General features: G+C 72.5%; 20 protein-coding genes. 10 read left to right on the plus strand and 10 right to left on the minus strand.

Translation table 11 applies throughout. From position 1 onward, the window contains the following. The first annotated feature begins 3 nt into the window (after nt 1-3). Both HAV40_RS23515 and HAV40_RS23520 read left to right on the plus strand, forming a co-directional pair. On the plus strand, nt 4-1,743 hold the full coding sequence (locus HAV40_RS23515; protein WP_166384780.1) for an AMP-binding protein: 1,740 nt from the start codon (nt 4-6) through the stop codon (nt 1,741-1,743). 80 nt (nt 1,744-1,823) lie between these two features. After that, nucleotides 1,824-2,432, plus strand: a complete 609-nt coding sequence (locus HAV40_RS23520) for a fasciclin domain-containing protein (protein WP_166384782.1) — start codon at nt 1,824-1,826, stop codon at nt 2,430-2,432. 53 nt (nt 2,433-2,485) lie between these two features. On the opposite strand, the gene HAV40_RS23525 is transcribed toward HAV40_RS23520, so the two are convergent. Both HAV40_RS23525 and HAV40_RS23530 read right to left on the minus strand, forming a co-directional pair. Next, a complete protein-coding gene (locus HAV40_RS23525; protein ID WP_166384784.1) occupies nt 2,486-3,106 on the minus strand; it encodes an isochorismatase family protein in 621 nt (206 codons plus the stop codon). Next, nucleotides 3,106-4,299, minus strand: a complete 1,194-nt coding sequence (locus tag HAV40_RS23530; protein ID WP_166384786.1) for a CaiB/BaiF CoA transferase family protein — start codon at nt 4,297-4,299, stop codon at nt 3,106-3,108. The genes HAV40_RS23525 and HAV40_RS23530 overlap by 1 nt, the downstream gene beginning before the upstream one ends. 53 nt (nt 4,300-4,352) lie before the next feature. Here HAV40_RS23530 and HAV40_RS23535 point away from each other — a divergent pair, with 53 nt between their 5' ends. Next, the gene (locus HAV40_RS23535; RefSeq protein ID WP_203671017.1) at nt 4,353-5,237 is read left to right on the plus strand and encodes a hydroxymethylglutaryl-CoA lyase; all 885 of its coding nucleotides are present in this window, start codon (nt 4,353-4,355) and stop codon (nt 5,235-5,237) included. A gap of 123 nt (nt 5,238-5,360) precedes the next feature. Here HAV40_RS23535 and HAV40_RS23540 read toward each other — a convergent pair whose 3' ends face one another. Then, nucleotides 5,361-6,788 (minus strand): dihydroorotase, encoded by a 1,428-nt coding sequence (locus tag HAV40_RS23540; RefSeq protein ID WP_166384790.1) that lies wholly within the window; start codon nt 6,786-6,788, stop codon nt 5,361-5,363. A 77-nt stretch (nt 6,789-6,865) separates the two neighbouring features. On the opposite strand from HAV40_RS23540, the gene HAV40_RS23545 reads away from it, so the two are divergent. Genes HAV40_RS23545 through HAV40_RS23555 form a run of 3 tightly spaced genes read left to right on the plus strand, consistent with a single transcriptional unit; the run spans nt 6,866 to nt 10,406 of the window. Continuing rightward, on the plus strand, nt 6,866-8,062 hold the full coding sequence (locus HAV40_RS23545) for a CaiB/BaiF CoA transferase family protein (protein ID WP_166384792.1): 1,197 nt from the start codon (nt 6,866-6,868) through the stop codon (nt 8,060-8,062). Next, entirely contained in the window at nt 8,062-8,925 is an 864-nt protein-coding gene (locus HAV40_RS23550; protein WP_166384794.1) for a cyclase family protein, read from the plus strand. The genes HAV40_RS23545 and HAV40_RS23550 overlap by 1 nt, the downstream gene beginning before the upstream one ends. Beyond that, nucleotides 8,922-10,406, plus strand: coding sequence for an MmgE/PrpD family protein (locus HAV40_RS23555; protein WP_166384796.1), 1,485 nt, complete (start codon nt 8,922-8,924; stop codon nt 10,404-10,406). Before HAV40_RS23550 ends, HAV40_RS23555 begins: the two co-directional genes overlap by 4 nt. A gap of 68 nt (nt 10,407-10,474) precedes the next feature. Here HAV40_RS23555 and HAV40_RS23560 read toward each other — a convergent pair whose 3' ends face one another. Continuing rightward, entirely contained in the window at nt 10,475-11,941 is a 1,467-nt protein-coding gene (locus tag HAV40_RS23560; RefSeq protein WP_239085749.1) for an RICIN domain-containing protein, read from the minus strand. A gap of 163 nt (nt 11,942-12,104) precedes the next feature. On the opposite strand from HAV40_RS23560, the gene HAV40_RS23565 reads away from it, so the two are divergent. Further along, nucleotides 12,105-12,788 (plus strand): FAD-dependent oxidoreductase, encoded by a 684-nt coding sequence (locus HAV40_RS23565; protein WP_166384798.1) that lies wholly within the window; start codon nt 12,105-12,107, stop codon nt 12,786-12,788. An 82-nt stretch (nt 12,789-12,870) separates the two neighbouring features. Here the strand turns inward: HAV40_RS23565 and HAV40_RS23570 are convergent, their stop codons facing one another. From HAV40_RS23570 to HAV40_RS23585, 4 genes are read right to left on the minus strand one after another with little or no spacing between them, the layout of a single operon-like run. Then, entirely contained in the window at nt 12,871-13,836 is a 966-nt protein-coding gene (locus HAV40_RS23570; protein WP_166384800.1) for an HpcH/HpaI aldolase/citrate lyase family protein, read from the minus strand. Next, nucleotides 13,833-14,084: an acyl-CoA dehydrogenase family protein gene (locus HAV40_RS38065; RefSeq protein ID WP_203671019.1), complete on the minus strand. Its 252-nt coding sequence runs from the start codon at nt 14,082-14,084 to the stop codon at nt 13,833-13,835. The genes HAV40_RS23570 and HAV40_RS38065 overlap by 4 nt, the downstream gene beginning before the upstream one ends. Continuing rightward, nucleotides 14,072-14,941 carry an MmgE/PrpD family protein gene (locus HAV40_RS23580; RefSeq protein WP_166384802.1) on the minus strand — a complete coding sequence of 290 codons (870 nt, stop codon included), beginning with the start codon at nt 14,939-14,941 and terminating at the stop codon, nt 14,072-14,074. The genes HAV40_RS38065 and HAV40_RS23580 overlap by 13 nt, the downstream gene beginning before the upstream one ends. Next, nucleotides 14,934-15,098: a hypothetical protein gene (locus tag HAV40_RS23585; protein ID WP_166384804.1), complete on the minus strand. Its 165-nt coding sequence runs from the start codon at nt 15,096-15,098 to the stop codon at nt 14,934-14,936. Before HAV40_RS23585 ends, HAV40_RS23580 begins: the two co-directional genes overlap by 8 nt. 77 nt (nt 15,099-15,175) lie before the next feature. Between HAV40_RS23585 and HAV40_RS23590 the strand changes: the two genes are divergently transcribed. After that, the gene (locus HAV40_RS23590) at nt 15,176-15,883 is read left to right on the plus strand and encodes a hypothetical protein (protein WP_166384806.1); all 708 of its coding nucleotides are present in this window, start codon (nt 15,176-15,178) and stop codon (nt 15,881-15,883) included. Nucleotides 15,884-16,012: 129 nt separating this feature from the next. Here HAV40_RS23590 and HAV40_RS38570 read toward each other — a convergent pair whose 3' ends face one another. Next, nucleotides 16,013-17,623 carry an RICIN domain-containing protein gene (locus tag HAV40_RS38570; protein ID WP_239085750.1) on the minus strand — a complete coding sequence of 537 codons (1,611 nt, stop codon included), beginning with the start codon at nt 17,621-17,623 and terminating at the stop codon, nt 16,013-16,015. Nucleotides 17,624-17,860: 237 nt separating this feature from the next. Between HAV40_RS38570 and HAV40_RS23600 the strand changes: the two genes are divergently transcribed. Continuing rightward, nucleotides 17,861-18,637 (plus strand): hypothetical protein, encoded by a 777-nt coding sequence (locus HAV40_RS23600; protein WP_166384808.1) that lies wholly within the window; start codon nt 17,861-17,863, stop codon nt 18,635-18,637. A 34-nt stretch (nt 18,638-18,671) separates the two neighbouring features. On the opposite strand, the gene HAV40_RS23605 is transcribed toward HAV40_RS23600, so the two are convergent. Then, complete coding sequence (locus HAV40_RS23605; RefSeq protein WP_239085751.1) at nt 18,672-19,484, minus strand: IclR family transcriptional regulator; 813 nt, start codon at nt 19,482-19,484, stop codon at nt 18,672-18,674. 146 nt (nt 19,485-19,630) lie between these two features. Here HAV40_RS23605 and HAV40_RS23610 point away from each other — a divergent pair, with 146 nt between their 5' ends. Beyond that, nucleotides 19,631-20,623 (plus strand): flavin reductase, encoded by a 993-nt coding sequence (locus HAV40_RS23610; protein WP_166384810.1) that lies wholly within the window; start codon nt 19,631-19,633, stop codon nt 20,621-20,623. Nucleotides 20,624-20,632: the final 9 nt, after the last annotated feature.

A 20,632-nucleotide genomic window follows, 5' to 3' on the forward strand; every position in this document is an offset into this window, starting at 1 on the left:
GCAATGACCCCCACCACCCTGTGCGCGGCGTTTCAGGCCACCGCCGCCGTCGCGCCGGACGCCGTCGCGCTCGGGGCGTTCGGCTCCGCTGTCGAGATCACCTGGCGCGGGTACGCCGCCCGGGTGCGCGCCATCGCGGCCGGTCTGGCGGGTGCCGGTGTGCACCGGGGGCAGACGGTGGCGCTGATGCTGGCCAACCGGCCCGAGTTCCACCTCGCCGACACGGCCGCGATCCACCTCGGTGCCGTGCCGTTCTCGATCTACAACACCTCGTCGCCGTCGCAGATCGCCTACGTGCTCGGCAACGCCCAGGCCCGCGTCGTGATCTGCGAGCAGCAGTACGCGGCACGCATCGTCGCCAGCGGGGCCGCCTACGAGCACCTGGTCTGCGTCGACGGCAGGCCCGACGGCACGGTCACCCTCGACGAGCTGTGCGCGATGGCCGAGCCCGGTTTCGACTTCGACGCCGCGTGGCAGGCCGTGCAGCCCGACGACCTGCTGACCCTGATCTACACCTCGGGCACCACCGGCCCGCCGAAGGGCGTCGAGCTGACCCACGCCAACCTGCTGGCCGAGGCCGACGCGGTGACTGCGCTGTTCCCGCTGGAACGCGCCGACCACGGGCTGTCGTACCTGCCCGCCGCGCACGTAGCCGACCGGCTGGCCAGCCACTACCTGCAACTGCTGTACGGCGCGCGGATCACCTGCCTGGCCGACCTGACCCAGCTCGGCGCGGCCCTGGCGCAGGTGCGCCCGACGTACTGGGCGGCGGTGCCGCGGGTGTTCGAGAAGATGCGCGCCCGCATCACCGACGCGCTGCTCGACGCGCCCGCGCCCCGGCGGTGGGCGTTCAGCCTCGCGCTGCGCTGGGGCCGGGGCAGGCGCGGCGGGCCGGGTGCGCGGGCGCTGGCGCGGATCGCGGACCGGCTCGTGCTCGGCCGGGTCCGGCAACGGCTGGGCATGGACCGGATGCGCTGGGCGATGTGCGGGGCGGCCGCGCTGCCCGTGCCGGTGCTGGAGTTCTTCCTGGACCTAGGGCTGCCCGTGTGCGAGATCTGGGGCATGTCGGAGACCTGCGGCGCGAGCACCCTCAACCCGCCCGGCGCGATCCGCCCCGGCACCGTCGGCATCCCCGCCCCCGGCGTGCTGGTGCGCCTGGCCGACGACGGCGAGCTGCTGATCCGCGGCCCGCTGGTGACCCGCGGCTACCACCGCGACCCGGCCCGCACCGCCGACGCGTTCGACGCCGAAGGCTGGCTGCACACCGGGGACGTGGCCACGATCGACGGGGACGGCTACGTCTCCATCGTGGACCGCAAGAAGGAACTGATCATCAACGCGGCGGGCAAGAACATGTCCCCGGCCAACATCGAAGGCGTCGTGAAGTCGGCGTGCGCGCTGATCGGAGCGCTGGTCGTGGTCGGCGACGGGCGGCCGTACAACGTGGCTCTGGTCGTGCTCGACCCGGAGGCGGTGGCGTCGCACACCGCGCGGCACGGCGCGGATACGGTCGCCGAGGCCGTCGCGGCGGGGGTCGCGGCGGGCAACGCCGAGCTGTCCCGGGTCGAGCAGATCAAGCGGTACGAGGTCCTCGACGCGGTGTGGGCGCCGGGTGGCGACGAGCTGACGCCGACGCTGAAACTGCGCCGGGCCGCGATCGTGCGCAAGTACGCCGACGTGCTCGAACAGCTCTACCGCTCACCCGAAAGAATCTCGCAAAGCGCTCAGAAAGCAGAAAAATAAAAAATCTGGCGATCTGACCAAACCATGCCGGGCCCGGTGCCGAATCCCTCCTGAAGTCTTACCGGAGGAAGGACACCGACATGCTCGGCAAGAGGAGGCTGACCGCGCTCGCGGCAGCCGGCACCTTCGCGTTCACGCTGGCCCTGACGGCCTGCGGCAACGACACCATGGCCACCCAGCCCACGGCGACCGGCAGCTCCGCGATGGCCGCGGACGAGTTCGGCGCCGGCTGCGCGGCCGTGCCGAAGGACCCGAACAACCCCGGCAGCTTCGAGGCGATGGCCCAGCAGCCCGTGGCCACGGCGGCCTCGGGCAACCCGCTGCTGTCCACGCTGGTCGCCGCGGTGAAGCAGGCTGGCCTGGTCGACACGCTCAACAACGCCGAGGCGGTCACCGTCTTCGCGCCGACCAACGACGCCTTCGCGAAGATCCCGAAGGCCGACCTGGACAAGGTGCTGGCCGACAAGGCGACGCTCACGAAGATCCTGACCTACCACGTGGTGGCCGGGAAGACCGCGCCCGACAAGCTCGCGGGCATGCACAAGACCCTGGAGGGCCAGGACCTGACCGTGTCCGGCAGCGGCACGGACTTCAAGGTCAACGACAGCGCGAACGTGGTCTGCGGCAACGTGCAGACCCGCAACGCCACGGTGTACATCGTCGACTCCGTGCTGATGCCGTCGTCCTGACCTGATCGGACCGCTCCCCGGCCCGCGCACCGGGCCGGGGAGCACCCCTGCGTTCAGACCAGCCGGGACAGCGCCTCGTCCAGCGCCACCACGTCGGCGTACTTGGCGTCGAGGTCGAACAGGTTCGCCTCGTGCGGGCCGGGATCACGGTCGGCGCAGGCCTCGCGCACCACCATCGGCCGGAAGCCGTGCTGGAGCGCGTCCACGGCCGAGGCGCGTACGCAGCCGCTGGTCGAGAAGCCGCCGAGGACCAGGGTGTCCACCCGGTGCGCGGTCAGCCAGGCCGCCAGCGACGTGCCCGCGAACGCGCTCGCGTAGTGCTTGAGCACGACGTGCTCGCCCGGACGCGGGGCCACCTCGACCGGGAAGTCCCCCAGCGGGCTGCCCTCGGCGAACGCCGCCAGCGCGGGCACCTTCGCCGCGAACAGCGGGGCCTCGGCGCAACCGGCGTCGGCGTACCGTACGCCGGTCAGCACCACCGGCAGCCCGGCCGCCCGCGCGGCCGCCAGCAGCGCGGCCATCGCGTCGAGCGCGGCCTGCCCGGTGTCGAGCCGCAGCGGCGAACCAGCCGCCGTGTACGCCGCGACCGGGTCGACCAGCAGCACCGCCGGGCGCTCGCCCCAGCCCAGCCGCCGGGCGAACCCGGCCTGCGCGTAGTCGGCGTCCAGCGCCATCAGATGACGCCCCGCTCCCGCAGCGCGGCCCGCTCCGCCTCGGACAGCCCGAGCAGGCTGCCGTACACCTCGTCGTTGTGCTGGCCCAGCGTGGGACCGGCCCAGCGCACCGAGCCGGGGTCGGCCGACAGGCGGGGGGCGACGTTCTGCATGGGCAGCTCGCCGAAGTCCGGGTGCGGCACCCGCACGATCGCCTCGCGGGCCGCGATGTGCGGGTCGGCCAGCATGTCCTTGGCGGTGTACACGCCGCCCGCCGGGACCCCGGCCTCGTGCAGGGCGGCCAGCAGCTTGTCCGAAGGCTGGGTGCGGGTCCACGCGGCGATCAGGTCGTCCAGCTCGGCCTGCTGCGCGCCGCGCGAGCCGTGCGTGGCGTAGCGCGGATCGGCGGCCAGCTCCGGGGTGCCCATGACCTCGCACAGCCGCCGGAAGACGGTGTCCTGGTTGGCCGCGATCAGCACCTCGGTGCCGTCCGCGGTCGGGTACGCGTTGCTCGGGGCCACGTTGGGCAGCACCGCACCGGTGCGCTCGCGCTGGTATCCGGCCACCGCCCACTCCGGCAGCAGCGACTCCATCATCGCCAGCACCGCCTCGTAGATGGCCGAGTCGACGACCTGGCCACGGCCGGTGCGCTCGCGGGCGTGCAGCGCGGCCAGGGTGCCGTACGCCGCGTAGGTCGCCGCGAGCGAGTCGCCCAGCGAGATGCCCGAGCGCGACGGCGGCCGGTCGGCCTCGCCGGTGACGTAGCGGATGCCGCCCATCGCCTCGCCGATCGAGCCGAATCCGGCGCGCGGGGAGTACGGGCCGGTCTGGCCGTAGCCGGTGACCCGGACCAGGATCAGCCGCGGGTTGATCGCGGACAGCTCGTCCCAGCCCAGCCCCCAGCGCTCCAGGGTGCCCGGCCGGAAGTTCTCCAGCAGCACGTCCGCGTCGGCGACCAGTCGCCGCACCAGGTCCTGGCCCTCCTGCACGCGCAGGTTGCAGGTGACGGACTTCTTGTTGCGGGCGACCACCGGCCACCACAGCGACTGGCCGTGCGGCTTCTCCCGGCCCCACTGCCGCATCGGATCGCCCTTGCCGGGGTCCTCCAGCTTGATGACCTCGGCGCCGAAGTCGCCGAGCAGTTGCCCGCAGAACGGGCCGGCCAGCAGCGTGCCCGTCTCGATAACCCTGATGTCGGATAGTGCGCCTGTCACGGCCGCATCCTATGCTTTGGAAACGCTGTTTCGCTAGAGGAACCGAGGGTGCCGTGGAGATCGTCGAGGTCGGCCCGCGCGACGGGCTGCAGAACGAGAAGACGCTGCTGTCCACCGAGCTGAAAGTCGAGTACATCACGCGCGCGCTCGCCGCGGGAGTGCGCCGGATCGAGGCGGTCGCGTTCGCCCACCCGGCGCGGGTGCCGCAGATGGCCGACGCGGAGGCGGTGCTCGCCGCGATCCCCCGGCCTGCGGACGTGTCCTACATCGGCCTGGTGCTCAACCGGCGCGGCCTGGATCGCGCACTGGCCTCGGCGGGCGTGGACGAGGTCAACTACGTGCTGGTCGCCACCGACGAGTTCTCGCAGCGCAACCAGGGCATGACCAGCGCCGCGTCGCTCGCCCAGTGGGACGCGGTCGCCGCCGGCGCCCGCGCGGCCGGGCTGCGCACCACGCTGACCGTCGCCGCCGCGTTCGGCTGCCCGTTCACCGGCGAGGTCACCGCCGCGCAGGTGGCCGGGCTGGTCGCCGCCGCGCGGGTCGCCCCGGACGAGATCTGCCTGGCCGACACCATCGGCGTCGGCGTGCCGCGCCAGGTCGCCGCGCTGGTCACGGCCGTGCGCGCGGTCGCGCCGGACGTCGCGCTGCGCGCGCACTTCCACAACACCCGCAACACCGGGTACGCCAACGCGATGGCCGCGCTGGAGCACGGGGTCACCGCACTGGACGCCAGCACCGGCGGCATCGGCGGCTGCCCGTTCGCCCCGGCCGCGACCGGCAACATCGCCACCGAGGACCTGGCCTACCTGCTGGAGCGCTCGGGGATCGACACCGGCGTACGCCTCGACGCGCTGGCCGCGACCGGCACCTGGATCGCCGACCGGCTCGCCATCACCGCCCCGGCCATGCTCGGCCGCGCCGGAACCTTCCCCGCCTAGGCCTCGCCCCACCCCCTCCTGCAGCAACTCTTAAAAAGTCGCGGCCTCCAGGGGCTCTGGAGGCCGCGACTCTTTAAGAGTTGCGCGAGGGGCGGGGTTGGGCCGGGCGGGGCGGGGCGGGGGTCAGCGGGCGATGAAGCGGCCGGTGGGGGTGCCGAGGATCTTGCCGTCGCGGTAGGTGAGGTGGCCGCCGACGATGGTGGCGACGGGCCAGCCTTTGACCTTGTGGCCTTCGAAGGGGCAGTGGTCCTGGCCGGAGAGGAGGAGGTCGGTGGTGACCTCCTGTTCCAGGTCGGGGTCGACGATGGTGAGGTCGGCGTCGTGGCCGACCATCAGGCTGCCCTTGCGGCCGGCGAGGCCGTACGCGCGGGCGGGGTTGCCGGAGGCGAGTTCGGCGACGCGCTGGGGGGACAGGCCGCGCTTGTGCATGCCCTCGCTGAGCAGGATCGGGTACAGCAGGGCGGTGCCGCCGAAGCCGGGCAGCGCGGGCCACAGGGCGTCGCCCTTGTTCTCCTCCAGGCAGCAGGCGTGGTCGGAGGCCACCCAGTCGACGGTGCCGTCGAGCACGGCGGCCCACAGCGCCTCGGTGTCCGATACGGAGCGGATCGGCGGGTTGACCTTCGCGCCGAGGCCGCCGCGGCGGTCCAGGCTCTCGTGGTCCAGGCACAGGTGGTGCAGGGTGACCTCGCAGCGCAGGTCCAGGCGGCCGGTGGCCTTGGCGGCGGCAGCCGCGGCGATGGCCTCAGCCGAGGACAGGTGCAGCAGGTTGACGGGGCAGCCGGTCGCGCCCGCCAGGGTCGTCGCCTCGCCGATGGCGACCTGCTCGGTCAGCGGCGGGCGGGCGTCGGAGTACGCCTTCAGGGTCTGCGGGTCACCCGCGGCGCGGACCCGGTCGATGAACAGGCGCATCAGCTCGGCCTGCTCGCAGTGCAGCGACAGCGAGACCCGGCGGCCGTCGCGCTGGTTGGCCGCGACCGCCTCCATGATCTGGTACAGGTGGCCGAGGTCGTACTCGTCGCTCATGGTGAAGGACTTGGCGTCGCGGGAGTCGGCGGACAGGTTGAAGCCCTTGTAGAACATGTAGTACTTGAACGAGCTGACGCCGTGCTCGTCGATCAGCGCGGGCACCTCGCCGACCTGCGCGGTGTCCATCGGCGCGAGGTGGAAGCCGTAGTCGGTCCAGGCGTGCCCCGCGACGGCGTCGAGCACCTGCGGGAAGATCTCGCCGTACGGGCCGGTGCGGTTGAGGTAGTGCTGGCCGGTACGGAAGTAGGACAGCACCGTGGTCACGCCGCCGACCAGCGACGACCGGGTCTCCTCGGCGGCGTCCAGGGCCAGGTCCCGGTAGATGCCCAGGTGGTAGTGGGCGTCGACGGCCCCGGGGAACACCAGCCGGCCGCGCGCCGAGATCACCTCGTCGGCCGAGGCCGGGTCGAGGTCGTCGCCGATCGCCGCGATCTTCCCGTCGCGTACGGCGAGATCGGCGCGTACCGTGCCGACATACGGCAGCACCAGTGTTCCGTCCTTGACCAGCAGATCGTATCGTGCCACGGCGATCCTCCCAGGAGAGCGTTTCGCACACTGTAACGAGGTTTCCTTTTTGAGGGTAGGCCGTGTACGGTTCCCCCATGCCGCCCGCCGCCCTGTCCGGCGTCACCGTCGTCGACGCCGCGACGCTCTTCGCCGGACCCCTCGCCGCGACGATCCTCGGCGACTACGGCGCGGACGTGATCAAGATCGAGCACCCGGCCAAGGGCGACCCGTCGCGCGGACACGGCCCGGCCCGCGACGGCGTGCCGCTGTGGTGGACCATGCTGGGGCGCAACAAGCAGACGGTCACCCTCGACCTGGGCCGCCCCGAGGGCGCGGCACTGGCCAAGCGGCTGCTGTCCGAAGCCGACGTGCTCATCGAGAACTTCCGGCCCGGCACCCTGGAGCGCTGGGGGCTGTCCCCCGAGGTGCTGCACGAGGTCAACCCGCGCCTGATCGTCGCCCGGGTCACCGCGTTCGGCCAGCACGGCCCGTACGCCCACCGGCCCGGCTTCGGCACGCTCGCCGAGGCGATGAGCGGCTTCGCGGCGATCACCGGCGAACCCGACGGGCCGCCCACCCTGCCGCCGTTCGGGCTGGCCGACGGCATCTCCGCGCTGACCTGCGCGCAGGCCGTGATGACCGCGCTCTACCACCGCGACGCGCGCGGCGGCACCGGGCAGGTGATCGACCTGGCCATCGTCGAGCCGATGCTGACCGTGCTGGGCATGCAGGCCATGGCGTATGACCAGCTCGGGCTCGTGCAGCAGCGCACCGGCAACCGCTCGGTCAACAACGCGCCGCGCAACACGTACCGCACCCGCGACGGCCGCTGGGTGGCCGTGTCCACCAGCGCCCAGGCCATCGCCGAACGGGTCATGGACCTGGTCGGCCACCCCGAGGTGATCGCCGAACCCTGGTTCGCCACCGGCGCGGGCCGCGCCGCGCACGCCGACGAGCTCGACGCCCACGTCGGCGGCTGGATCGCCCGGCGCGACCTGGACGAGGTCACCCGGGCGTTCGACGAGGCCCAGGCTGCCGTCGCGCCCATCTACGACATCACCGACGTGTTCACCGACCCGCAGTTCGCCGCCCTGGACTCGATCACCACGGTCGACGACCCGGTCCTCGGCCCGCTGCGGATGCCGAACGTGCTCTACCGCATGTCGCAGACCCCCGGCCGGATCGGCTGGACCGGCCGCCCCCGCGGGGCCGACAACGACACCGTCTACCGCGAACGGCTCGGCCTCACCCCGGACGAGCTGACCGCACTGCGCGACACCGGAGTGATCTGATGCAGGGCCTCGACCAGGACCGGCACGCACTGCTACCCGCCCCGAGCGGCCGAGCCCGCAGCGGCGTCGTCACGCCGTGGGAGGCGGTACGGGGGCGGCAGGTGATCGACCTGGCGCAGCCGATGCGGCGGGGCATGCCGCAGTCGCCCAATCATCCGCCGTACCGGATGGCCCTCGAACGGCGGCACGGCGACATGAACCGGCCCGACGGCGGCTCGGCGGCCAACGAGCTGATCGTCACCGGCGGCCATGTCGGCACGCACGTCGACGCGCTGTCGCACGTGTCGCAGGACGGCCTGCTGCACGGCGGCCGCCCCGCCGGTCCCCTGCAGTCCCACCTGGGCTTCAGCGACCTCGGCATCGACACGTTCCCGCCCTACCTGGGCCGCGCCGTGGTCCTGGACGTGGCCCGCGTACACGGCGTGGACGTGCTGCCCGCCGGGTACGCGATCACGCCCGACGACCTCGATCGCGCCGCGTCGGGCCTGACCCTGGCCCCCGGCGAGGTGATCCTGATCGGCACCGGCTGGTCACGCCGCTGGTCCGAGCACGACGCCTTCATCGGCGTCCGGGACGGCACCCCGGGACCGGACGAGGCCGCCGCGCACTGGCTGGCCGCGCACTCCCCCGCCGCCGTCGGCGCGGAGACCATCGCCTTCGAGCACATCCCCGCCGGACGCGGCCACGCCGTGCTGCCCGCGCACCGGGTGCTGCTCGTCGAGCACGGCATCCACATCGTCGAGACGATGAACCTGGACCCGCTGCTGGCCACCGGCGCCCGCGAGATCCTGCTCGTACTCAACCCGCTACCCCTGGTCGGCGCGACCGGCGCCCCGGTCCGCCCCCTGGCGGTGCTCGCATGACGACCGCAGACCGCCCGACCGGCGACACCGTCGCCTCGCCTGTCGGCGCCGCCCCCGGCGGTGCCGCTTCGGGCGGAGCTGGTCCGTCGGTCGCCGTCGACACGGCTGTGCGGCGGCTCGCGGAGTTCGCGGCGGCCTGCCGCGAGGCCGATATTCCGGACGGGGTGCCGGGACGCATCCTCGACATTCTCGGGCTGGCGCTGGCGGCGCAGGACGATCCGGCGGTGCGGGCGGTGCTCGCGTCGGTGCGGCGCTGGGGCGGCACGCCCGAGGCGACCGTGATCGGGGCGGGCGACCGGCTGCCCGCGCCCGCCGCCGCGCTGGTCAACGGGGTCATGGCGCACGCGCTCGACTTCGACGACACGCACCTGCCGTCGGTGCTGCACCCCAGCGCGAGCATCGTGCCCGCCGCGCTGGCCGCCGCCGAGGCCACCGGCGCGGACGGGCCGTCGCTGGTGCGCGCGGTCGCCGCCGGGATCGAGATCTGCAACCGGCTGGGCATGGCCGCGTACGACCGGGAGCTGCGCAACTCGGTGTTCTTCGAGCGGGGCCTGCACGCCACCTCGATCTGCGGCACGATCGGCGGGGCCGCCGCGGCGGGGCTGCTGTACGGGCTGGACGCGGCCGGGATCGCGCACGCCATGGGGATCGCGGCGTCCATGGGCGCGGGGCTGCTGGAGGCCAACCGCACCGGTGGCACGGTCAAGAAGACGCACTGCGGCTGGGCGGCGCACGCCGCGGTCAGCGCCGCCGTGTTCGCCGCCGACGGGCTGACCGGCCCGCCGACGGTGCTGGAGGGGCGTTTCGGCTTCTTCGCCGCGTACACCTCGGGGGCCTTCGACGCCGACGCCCTGCTCGGCGGCCTCGGCGAGCGGTGGGAACTGTCCCGCACCGTCTACAAGCCGTATCCGACCAACCATTTCACCCACCCCGGCATCGACTGCGCGCTCGCGTTACGGGCCGCCGGGTTGCGCGCCGCCGACGTGGCCTCGGTCGAACTGGGCGTCGCCGCACCCGTGCTGCGCACGATCGCCGAACCGGCCGCTGACAAGGCCCGGCCACAGACGGCGTACCACGGGAAGTTCTCGGGCCCTTACACGGTCGCGACCGCGCTGCTCGGCGGCGGTGGGCTCGGCGTGGGCACCGCCGACTTCGAGCGGCTCGACGATGCCGTGCTGGCCCTCGCGGCCCGGGTCACCTGCGTGGCCGACGAGCGCGCCACCGAGCTGTTCCCGAACGCCTTCGCCGCCGTGCTGCGCGTACGCACCGTCGACGGCCGCCTGCTGGAGCACCGGGTCGACGCGTCCCGTGGCAGCGAGGCCTACCCCCTGGCCCCCGCCGACCTCGACCTGAAATTCCAGCTCAACGCGTCCGGCCTGCCTACCTCGCGCGCGGCAGACCTCGCCGCCGCCGTCCGCGCCCAGCAACCCGCCGCCCACCTACTCCCCCTCACCAGCCCCCGCCCCCTCGACAACTCTTGAAGACTTGCGGCCTCAGGACAGTCCTGAGGCCGCAAGTCTTCAAGAGTTGCGGCAGGTGGGGGTGGCGGTCAGCGCCAGAGCCAGACCTGGTTGGTCTGCGGACCGGCGCCGCAGGGCCACAGGATCGTGGTGGTGCCGTTGGCGGTGCCCCAGGCGTCGGCGTCGAGGCACTTGCCCGAGGCCGGGTTGACCATGTTGCCGTTCGCCTGCATGATCCACTGCTGCGCGGAGTTGTTCAGGCAGGTCCACAGGCGCACCACGGCCCCGTCGGCGGTGCTCGCACCCGCCACGTCCAGGCACTTGCCCGAGTTCGGGTTGACCAGCGTGTTGCCGACCTGCCGCCACAGCTGCGCCGGGTTGTTCAGGCAGTCCCACAGCTGCGTCTTCGTGCCGTCCTCGGTACGCCCACCGGACACGTCCAGGCAGCGGCCCGACACCGGGTTCCAGATCGGCCGGGCGGCCGTGCTGCCGCCACGGATCAGGAACAGGTTGTCCGCGACGTTGAAATTGTTCGCCAGGTACGACCCGGCTGCCGGGTTGGTGCTGTAGTAGTCGTCGTGCCGGCAGTCCAGCCGCTCGTCGTGGGCCCGGTCACCGCAGACGAAGCGCATCGGCGGGTGGTTCGGCTCGTCGGAGTAGCACATCACGTCCCACTCGTCGGTGCAGTGCGCGCCACCGGAGGCGTTGGGGGCGTTGTTGTTCACCGCGCCGAGGTTGTGCCCCAGCTCGTGGCTCGCCACCGCCGCGGTCCAGCAGCCGTTGTCCGACCGGCCGTACTCCGGGCCGAAGTTGGACCGGTTGTCGTCGGTCTTGCGGGTGTCGCCGGCGAACCCGCCGATGCCGCAGTACACGTTCGCCTCGACCAGCATCACGTACTTGCGGTCGGTGCGGTTGTAGCCTGCCGCCCGCACCGCGTTGACGCTGGCCCCGAACTCGCCCAGCGCCGACTGGGCGACCTGCACCCGGCGCACCACGGGACGGCACGCGCCGTTGACGTTCTCGGTGACGAAACGGATGTGCCGCTCGCCGCCGGTCTCCCGGGCGCTCTCGTTGTAGATGACGTCCATGCCCTCGGCGAGGGTCCGGAACGTCTCCCGGTACTGGTCGTACCGGTTGGTGTTGCCGTGCACGTACAGCACCTCGACGCGGCGGCCGGACACCCCGTCGCCCTCGCAGACGGCCAGCGCCGCCGGGGCGGACAGGGCCTGCGTGGCGGGGATGCGCCGGTTGACGGCCAGCCCGGCGGGCGGGGCGTCCGGGCCGTGGGTGCACATGAGCGGGGTGACCGCCACGACACGCATACCGCCGACGCAGGGGCCGGTGGTGTCCGCCGTCAGTCCCTTGTAGACCAGGCCGCGGTCCGGCTGGTCGGCGGGCAGCGGGATCGGCTTGGCGTCCGCGCCGAACGCGCGGAACTCCGGGGCCGGATCGGCGGGACGGGCGGTGGCCGAGCCGGTCAGCACGGTGGCCAGGAGCAGCAGCGCGGCCGCGGCGAGCGGCGCGACCGCCCGGCCGCGGGGTAGTTGCAGAGCCATGGGCGTGGCTCCTCTCCGAAGGGGATGGAGCCCAGAAGCTATCCACGCCCCTCCCACGGAGTCGACGGTTTTCGATACTCGTAGGCGCGGCGCCCGGCGGCTGGACCCGCACGGCCTCACCGGGTGAGGATGTGCGGCATCGGACGAGGAGGGACGGCCCCTGATGGCACGACTGCACCTGATCGGAAGCACCCACGAGTACGGCGACGTTTTCACGTACCGCTTCCGCCCGCAGGGCACGCTGAGTTTCGCCCCCGGCGAGTACGGGCACCTGTTCTTCCCGCAGCTGCTGCGCCGGTTCACCAAGCCGGTGCGGGAGATCTCGTTCGCCTCCGCGCCCGGCGACGACGAGGTGTGGTTCACCCTCGACCACAGCTCCGGGTCACCGTTCCAGGAGCATTTCCGGTCGCTGACCGAGGGCGCGCGGATGCAGGTCTTCGGCATCGGCGGGCACCTGAAACTGCCCGAGGACCCGGCCCGGCCGCTGGTGCTGGTCGGCGGTGGCATCGGCGTCACGCCGTTCCGCTCGATCCTGCGCCACCTGCGGGTACACCAGCCGCAGACCCCGGTCGCGCTGGTGCACGCCGCGCGCGGTGACTACCTGTTCGGCGAGGAGTTCGCGGCCATGCCGATCGCGTACCATCGCGTCGGCCGGGCCGAGCTGGCCGACACCCTGGCCGCGGTCGCCGACGTCGAACCGCCCGCGGCATACCTGGTGGCGGGCTCGGAGGCGTTCCTCTCCGGCACGGTCGAGCACCTGCGCAACGCGGGCGTGCCCGACGACGCCATCCAGACCGACGCCTTCAAGGGCCTGCACGACGACGCCACCACCGCCGTCACCCCCTAGATCACCGGACCTGCCCGGCACCTGTGCGTATCTCGACCAGTGATCCGCACAGGTGCCGGGCAGGTCGAAGGATCAGTCCGGATCAGTCCCGGGTGAGCAGGCGGCGGGCGGAGCGGACGACGGCCTCGTCGACGAGGCGGCCGTGGGCGTCGAGACAGACCCCGGAACCGTCCCGCAGCGCCTGTTCGTGGCGGCCCACCAGGTCGCGGGCGGCGGCCAGCTCCGCCTCCGTCGGCGTGAAGACCTCATGCACCACGGACAACTGCGCCGGGTGTATGCAGGCCCGCCCGCGAAAGCCCAGCCGCTTCAGCGCCACCGTGGAATCCCGCAGCGCGTCGAGGTCGCGAAAGTTCACCGACACCGGCGCGACAGGCGGCGCGATCCCAGCGGCCGCGCTGGCCAGCACAGCCTGCGAACGCGCCCACAGCAGCTCCCGCTCGTCCGGCCCGAGCGTCACCCCGAGGTCCGCCGCCAGATCGGCCTCCCCGAGCTGCAGCCGCACGACCCTGGGCCCCCGGGCGATCTCCGGCGCGGCCAGCACCGCCGCCGCCGACTCCAGCAGCGGCACCACCTTCACCGACCCCACCCCCAACCCCGCCGCCCGCTCCAACTCCCCCAGCACCCCGTCCAGCGCCGCCACCTGCGCCACCGACTCCACCTTCGCCACACACAACCCCGCCAGCCCCGCCCCCACCACCGCAGCCGCGTCGATATGCCCTATCTCCCCCGGATTGATCCGCACCCACACCCGCGGCCGCCCCGCTTCTCCCGCGGAGATCGCTGTTTCGGGTCCAAAGGCGTGGTCCAACCCCGCTCTTGGACCCGAAACAGCGATCATGCCCGCCGCGCCGTCTCCCCCGACCGCACCGCCGCCACTGGCCGCCGCCCCCGCACCGGCCAGGAACGCCGCCACAGCCGCCCTGGCCGCGTCCTTGCCGGACGGGGGTACGGCGTCCTCCAGGTCGACGATCAGCGCGTCCGCCCCCACCGTCAGCGCCTTGGCCAGCTTCGCCGAGTTGTCGCCGGGCACGTACAGGTAGGACCTCATCCGATCGCCCCCTTGCCCGCCAGCAGCGCGCAGTCGACGGCGGCCTCGGACGCGTGCGCCGTGACCATGCCCGCCTCCAGGTCCACCCGGTGCCCGGCGTCGGCGCGGGGCGCGGCCCAGTGCACGGGCAGCCGCGACGACTGCACCGTCATGGCCATGTCGGCCGCCTTGAGCCGGATCGCCTGGAGGAAGGCCGCGGCGTGGGCGTAGCCGCCGACCGCGGGCAGGTGGATCGTCAGGCCAGGCATGTGACCAGCTCCTTCACGTCGGGTGCGGTGGGCAGCGCGGCCAGTGCCGCGAGCACCGCGTCGGCCCGTTCGCCGAGATCGGCGCGGGCCGGGGCCCGCGGCAGCACGTCCAGTCGGGGGTCGTCGTGCCCGCCGCCGCACCGGGGCACCCTGCCGTGGGCCAGCGGCGCACGGATGCGGCCGGGCGCGGCGGCGGCGAGCCGGGCGGCCACCACGGCCGCGTGGGCCGCGAAGCCCGGGTGCGGCTGCTCGGTCGAGCCACCGGTGTGCAGGAACTCCAGCAGCCCCGACGAGCCGCTGGCGGCGATGCCCGCGGCGTGCGCGGTGGTCGCGGCGTCCAGCCCGAGCAGCCGCGCCGCGACCACGGCCCCGGCGATCGTGCCGCACGCCGAGGTCGCATGGACCCCCCGCGCGTGGAACGCGTGCGGCACCGCCGCACCGAGCCGACAGGCGACCACCAGCCCCACCGTGTACGCGGCCAGCATCTCCTCACCGCTCGCCCCGGTCTGCTCGGCCAGCGCGAGCGCCACCGGCGCGGTCACCGCCGTCGCGTGCACCAGTCCAGTGGCTTGGGTGTCGTCGAAGTCGAGCGCGTGCATCGCCACCGCATTGCCGAACGCCGCCGCAGCGGCCCCCACCCGCACCGGCCCCTCGCCATCCGCCCCGCCGAGGAGGGTCGATTCAGGTGGGCCGCCGAGGCTGAGGGCGACGCGGGCGGCGGCGAGGGCTTCGGTGCGGCGTACGCCGGCGATCAGGCAGCCAAGGCCGTCGAGGAGGCGGTGGCGGGCGGCGGTGCGCACGTGGTCGGGGATGTCCGCCCAGGTGAGGCCTGCGGCCCAGGTGATCAGGTCAGGCACAGCGGGCTCCCGCCGCGCGCAGCCGCGCGCCGGTCAGGCCCAGTACGATCACCATGGACAGCCCGGAGTCGACGATGAGCCGGCCTACGGGGCCTTCCTCGCGAAGGTGCTGGCAGACGTTACCCACGGTGAAGTCCTCGCAATAACGGCCGACCATGGGGCCGACGCTAGCCACGCGTTGAGCAGCCCGTCAAGGGCTTGTTTCTCACAGCGAATCAGTGTTTCCATTACTCGGTGGGACCGCATACGCATGGCTGGTGGATTCTGCTCCACATCGTCCTCTTCGTCTTCTGGCTCGGCGGTGACCTGGGCGTGTTCTGGTCGAGCCGCTTCGTGCTCCGACCCGACCTCACCCCCGCCGCCCGCGCCACCGCCCTGAAGATCATGGGCGGCCTCGATCTCGGGCCGAAGATCTGCCTCGTGCTGTTCCTGCCCAGCGGCGTCACGCTGATGGCCCTGGAACCGCACGGCGCGACCGTGTACGGCGTCAACCCGTTCGGCTGGCCGGTCGTCGTCGCCGTGTGGCTGTTCGCCACCGCGTGGCTCGCCGCGACGATCACCGACCACCACCACCCCGGCCGGCGACCCTGGGTGCGCCGCGCCGACTGGACGATCCGGCTGACCCTGATCACGGCGCTGGGCGCCACCGCGATCTACACGCTGGTCGCGGACCAGCCGTTCGGGGTCGACACCAATCCGCGCTGGCTGGGCGGGAAGCTGCTGCTCTACACGGTGGCCATCGGGTGCGGGCTGGGCATCCGGCTGACCCTGCGTACGTTCGGCCCGGCGTTCGGCGCGCTGATGACCACGGGGTCCACGCCGGAGGTGGAGAGCGCCCTGAAGCGGTCGATCGACGGGTGCCTGCCGTACGTGTGGGGGATCTGGGGAAGTGTGCTGGCGGCGGCCGCGCTGGGGGTGCTCAAGCCGTTCGCGGAGCTGTAGGCGGGGGTGGAAGGCATGAACGCCGTTTCGTGCCGAAACCTGCGGTTGGACCCGAGGTTTCGACACGAAACGGCGATCTTCACGAGTTGGCGCGGTGGGGAAGGGTCAGGCGGGACGGGGCAGTGGGGGTCAGCGCCAGTTCTGGTTGGACTGGACGGGGTTGCCGCAGGTCCAGATGATCATTTGGGTGCCGTTGGCGGTGCCCCAGCCGTCGGCGTCGAGGCATTTGCCGGACTGCTGGTTGACGAGGGTGCCGTCGGGGTTGACGGTCCAACGCTGGGCGCCGTTGCCTAGGCAGGTCCAGAGCTGGACGAGGGCGCCGTTGGCCGTGCTGCCGCCGGAGACGTCGAGGCACTTGCCGGAGTTGGGGTTGAGCAGGGAGCCGTTGGGCTCGACGCGCCACTTCTGGGCGGGGTTGTTGAGGCAGTCCCAGAGTTGGACCTTCGCGCCGTCGGTGGTGCGGCCGCCGGAGATGTCCAGGCAGCGGTGGGAGCCGACGTTGACGAACGTGCGCTCGGTCGTGCCGCCGCCGGTGCAGGTCGTGGTGAAGGCCCGGTCGGTGAGGCCGGCACAGAAGGCGCTCTTCGCGCCGGTGTACCGCGACAGGCGGCCGTCGACGAACCAGGTCGAGTTGACCGGGAAGTCGAAGCTGCCGTCGTCGATGCCGTCCCAGCCGTAACGGAAGTCCAGGTCGATGTAGGTCGCGGCCTTGATCACGTTGCTGAGGTCGTACGTGCCCGAGGTGTTCGGCAGGGGGCCGACGTAGTTCATCAGGCTGAACAGCCGCCGTACCCAGGTCTCGCCGCGTGCGGCCTCCAGGCCGACGGTGTCGCCGCCGTTGTCGGTGAAGTTCATCATCCCGGACTCCGACACGATCATCGGCTTGCCGTGGTCCTTGGCGAACTTCATCATCTTGAGCACGTTGCCGTCGTGGTCCCAGTTCCTCCAGACCGCGGTGTCGTTGCCGTTGGCGTCCTTGCCGATGTACGCGTTGCGGCACTGCAGGGCGGCGGTGTCGTAGTTCTGCGGCGGCGTGCCGTTGTAGAGGTAGCCGTTGTCGTAGATCGGCATGCACAGCTCGTGCGCGAACACCGACACGCCCACCCAGTCGGTGACCGCGTCACCGGGATACAGCTTCTCGTACTCGCCGCGCACCGGGTGGTACACGTAGGTCACGTTGTCCGGCACGGTGCCCGCGTCGATCAGGCTGCGCAGCCGGGCGAAGGCGTTGCGGTAGGAGCTGCAGCTCGCGTCGGTGCAGTGGTAGAAGCTCGACACCTCGTAGTCCAGGCGCAGGAAGAACTTCGCCTGCGGGTACGCGTTCATGAAGTTGATCAGGTTCGTGAACTGGGCGGCGTGCTGGCCGTTGGCGATCTCCTGGGTGACCGCGCGGGAGCGGGCCGCCTTGGCGTTCTCGTCACCGCCGTTGAAGCCGGGCGGGTTGTCCTTCCAGCTGACGCCGATCTGGATCATCTTGCCCTGGTGGGCGAGCCAGGTGGCGTGGTCGCGGTGGCCGTTGTTGACCCAGGTGCCGGACTTGACCTCGTAGTAGACCGAGCCTCCGGCGGGCGGCTGGGCGAACGAGGTGTAGTCGTTCCAGGAGGCCTGGGTGGACTGGCCGATGAACAGCAGCCGCCCGTTCGCGGGGGCGAAGGTGGCGGCGGTCGCCGGGGCGGCGACGCCGGTCAGGGCGACCGTGGCGAGCAGGGCGCAGGCCAGGCCGGTGGCTAGACGTCTCACGGTGGTACACCTTCCGTGCGGGAGTGTCCCGGGGAGCGGGATGGTGTCGCCAGGCTAAGAAGGGCGCGGCAGAATACCGCTGGTTTTCGATACTTCGAAATATGATCACCTGAAGTGATCAAGCGACTGCGCATCGACGCCGCAAATGCAAGGTGCAAACGTCTAAATAAGACGGTCAGATTCTTGTCTGTTTCGCAGGCTGGAACGACGTCGCTGGATACGCATAAGATCGCGCGCATGTTCATGGATGTGTTGCCGATCCTGGCGTCGGCGGCCGAGGAGCAGCCCCCCGCGCTCAGCGTGGCGCTGGCCGTGGAGGACTTCGCCCCCACGCTGCTGGCCTTCGCCGGGTTCCTGCTGCTGGCCCCGTCCGCGCTCGGCCGGATCGGCGCCGTCCTGATGGGTGCGGGCGGTGCGGCGAAGTCGACGTGGAAGCTGCTGCACGCGGCCTGGTCGATCGACGTCAACTGGCTCGACGATCTGCTCTTCCCGCTGCTGGCGGCGGGCGGGCTGCTGCTGGCGCTGTCGCTGCACGGATCGCTGCGCTGGTGGCGCTGGCCGCTGCTGCTGATCGGCGCGGGCGTGGCGACGCTGGCGGTGCAGTCCCATTCGGTGCAGCCCGCGTTCGTCTTCGCGACCGCGATCGTCATCTGGATCAGCGTGCTCGGCGCGATCCGCGCCTGGAAGCACGGCAACGCGCTGGCCGCCGGACTGTTCCCGGTGAGCGTGCTGGCCGTGATCGCGCTGGTGCCGCTGCGCGGCCACGCGGCCAGCGACGCGCTGGCCTTCCAGTGGGTGCAGCAGGGCATGAACACGATGGCCCAGGGCATCTTCTTCGTCGCCGCGCTGCTCACCTACCGCGCGGCGAAGGGCAAGGGCAAGGACTTCTCCGCCGCCGACACCGTGCCGCGCCAGTGGGCGCCCGCCCCCGACTACGACGGCACGCGCCGCTACGACCCGGCGCGCGGCGGCGACCGGTACGAATCGCAGGGCGGCCGCCGCAGGCGGATCTAGCCGTCAGGCGGCCGCCGCAGGCGGACCTGGCCCGTCAGGCGGCCACGTAGCCGAGCTGCTCGGAGATCCGGGCCGCCGCCGCCATCAGTTCCTGGGCGTTGCCGGACTGCTCGGGCTTGAACCGGGCGGCCGGTCCGGCGACGCTGAGCACGGCGACGACGTGGCCGTCGTGGTCGAACACCGGCGCGGCGATCGACGCGGCCCCGGCCTGCCGCTCGCCGAGCGACGTCGCGTAGCCGCGCTTGCGGATCGCCGCCAGCTCCTTGCGCAGCTTCGCCGGGTCGGTGACGGTCTTGTCGGTCAGCGGCTGCAGCGGGTGCCGGTCGAGATAGGCGTCGACCTCGCTGTCGGGCAGGAAGGCCAGGAACGCCTTCGACGACCCGCCCGCGTGCAGCGGGTACGGGATGCCGAGCGTGACCTCCATGCGCAGCTCCTGGTCGGGCACGACCTGGTCGACGTAGAGGCGGGTGTCGCCCCGCCGCAGCGACAGCGTCGCCGTCTCACCGGTCGCCTCGGCGAGCTGGCGCAGCTCGGGTGCGGCCATCGCGCGCAGGTCGGTGCGGGCCAGGTAGGCCCGGCCCAGCGAGACCGCGGCGTGGCCCAGGGCGTATCGCCGCGTCACCGGGTCGACCGTGATCAGGTCCCGGCTGCGCAGCGCGGTGAGGATGCGGTGCACCGCGGCCTTGGTCAGCCCCAGCGCGGTCGCGATCTCGGTGACGCCGAGGTCGGGGTGTCCGCTGCGGCCGAAGTAGAGCAGCACGTCCATGGCCCGCTCGACGGCGGCGATGGAGCGGGACTGGCTGTCGTCGTCAGTGGTGACGGTCGACTTCGCAGCGGCAGTGGGCACGGGTCCTCCTGTGAGCGCGGACGGTCGCCAGTGTAGATCCAGCCGTGCGCGGCGCGCAGAGGCCGCACGGGCGTTGACAGGGGCGCGGCCAAGTCGTTACCTTCACGGCAACAGCGTTTCCTAATGCGAAACGGAGGGCGGTGACGGTGGACGGCGCACACCTGCGTTCGGTGCTGAGCCAGTGGCCCAGCGGCGTCGCCGTGGTCACCACCATGGTGACCGGCCCGGACGGCACCCGCCGCCCGCACGGCATGACCGCCAGCTCATTCTCCTCCGTCAGCCTCGATCCGCCACTGGTCTCCATCTGTCTGGGCAATCATCTGCCCACCCGGCTGATGATCGAGCAGGCGGGGGTCTTCGCGCTGAGCTTCCTGGGCAAGGACCAGGCCGAGATCGGCCGCCGCTTCGCGGGCGCGCGGCCGGGCGAGGACCGCTTCGCCGGGCTCGACTGGCTGACCGGCCCGACCGGCTGCCCCATGCTCGCCGACGCGACCGGCCGCCTGGACTGCACCGTAGAGCACGCGTACCCCGGTGGCGACCACACCATCTTCGTCGGCCGGGTGGTCGACGCGGCGGTGCCCCGGATCACCGCGCCGCTGCTGTTCCACTCGCGCGCGTGGGGCCAACTGGCCGACCCGCTGCCCGAGGAGATCACCATGACGGTGCTCGACGACCCCGCCGCCGAGCAGGCCCATCCGCTGCTCGTCCGCGACCGCGGCGACGTCGCCCAGGTCGCGGCCGCCGCGGCGCACGCGCCGGTGCTGGCGTACGTCACCGACGCCTTCTCCCCCGCGCGCGAGGCCGACGTGCTGGCCGCGATCGACGCGCTCGCCGGGGTGCCGGGGGTGACGCTGGGCTGCGCCGAGACCAGTCCCGCGTCCCCGCTGCAGGTGCGCCGGGTGCTGCAGGACGCCGTGGTGCGCACCCGCCCCGCGCCGGTGCGCGTACGGCTGCTCGCCCACCACGGCCTCGGCCTGGTCAACGCGCTGGTGGCGATGAAGAGCGGGGTGCACCGCTTCGACACCGTGCTCGACCCCGACTCCGGCGGCCTGCCCGCGCAGGACCTGCTGCTGCTGGCCCGGCAACTAGGCGTGACATGCGCGCCGCTGCCCGGCCCGCGTCCGTCCGACCTCGCCTGACCATCCACA

This window comes from Catellatospora methionotrophica, from assembly GCF_011297335.1.
Taxonomy (GTDB): Bacteria; Actinomycetota; Actinomycetes; order Mycobacteriales; family Micromonosporaceae; genus Catellatospora; species Catellatospora methionotrophica.

What these genes read in the sequence shown, in the direction of transcription:
- HAV40_RS23515 (WP_166384780.1), top strand. Translation starts at nt 4, where the DNA reads ATGACCCCCACCACCCTGTGCGCGGCGTTTCAGGCCACCGCCGCCGTC.
- HAV40_RS23520 (WP_166384782.1), top strand. Translation starts at nt 1,824, where the DNA reads ATGCTCGGCAAGAGGAGGCTGACCGCGCTCGCGGCAGCCGGCACCTTC.
- HAV40_RS23525 (WP_166384784.1), bottom strand. Translation starts at nt 3,106, where the DNA reads ATGGCGCTGGACGCCGACTACGCGCAGGCCGGGTTCGCCCGGCGGCTG.
- HAV40_RS23545 (WP_166384792.1), top strand. Translation starts at nt 6,866, where the DNA reads ATGCCGCCCGCCGCCCTGTCCGGCGTCACCGTCGTCGACGCCGCGACG.
- HAV40_RS23550 (WP_166384794.1), top strand. Translation starts at nt 8,062, where the DNA reads ATGCAGGGCCTCGACCAGGACCGGCACGCACTGCTACCCGCCCCGAGC.
- HAV40_RS23555 (WP_166384796.1), top strand. Translation starts at nt 8,922, where the DNA reads ATGACGACCGCAGACCGCCCGACCGGCGACACCGTCGCCTCGCCTGTC.
- HAV40_RS23560 (WP_239085749.1), bottom strand. Translation starts at nt 11,941, where the DNA reads ATGGCTCTGCAACTACCCCGCGGCCGGGCGGTCGCGCCGCTCGCCGCG.
- HAV40_RS23565 (WP_166384798.1), top strand. Translation starts at nt 12,105, where the DNA reads ATGGCACGACTGCACCTGATCGGAAGCACCCACGAGTACGGCGACGTT.
- HAV40_RS23570 (WP_166384800.1), bottom strand. Translation starts at nt 13,836, where the DNA reads ATGAGGTCCTACCTGTACGTGCCCGGCGACAACTCGGCGAAGCTGGCC.
- HAV40_RS38065 (WP_203671019.1), bottom strand. Translation starts at nt 14,084, where the DNA reads ATGCCTGGCCTGACGATCCACCTGCCCGCGGTCGGCGGCTACGCCCAC.
- HAV40_RS23585 (WP_166384804.1), bottom strand. Translation starts at nt 15,098, where the DNA reads ATGGTCGGCCGTTATTGCGAGGACTTCACCGTGGGTAACGTCTGCCAG.
- HAV40_RS23600 (WP_166384808.1), top strand. Translation starts at nt 17,861, where the DNA reads ATGTTCATGGATGTGTTGCCGATCCTGGCGTCGGCGGCCGAGGAGCAG.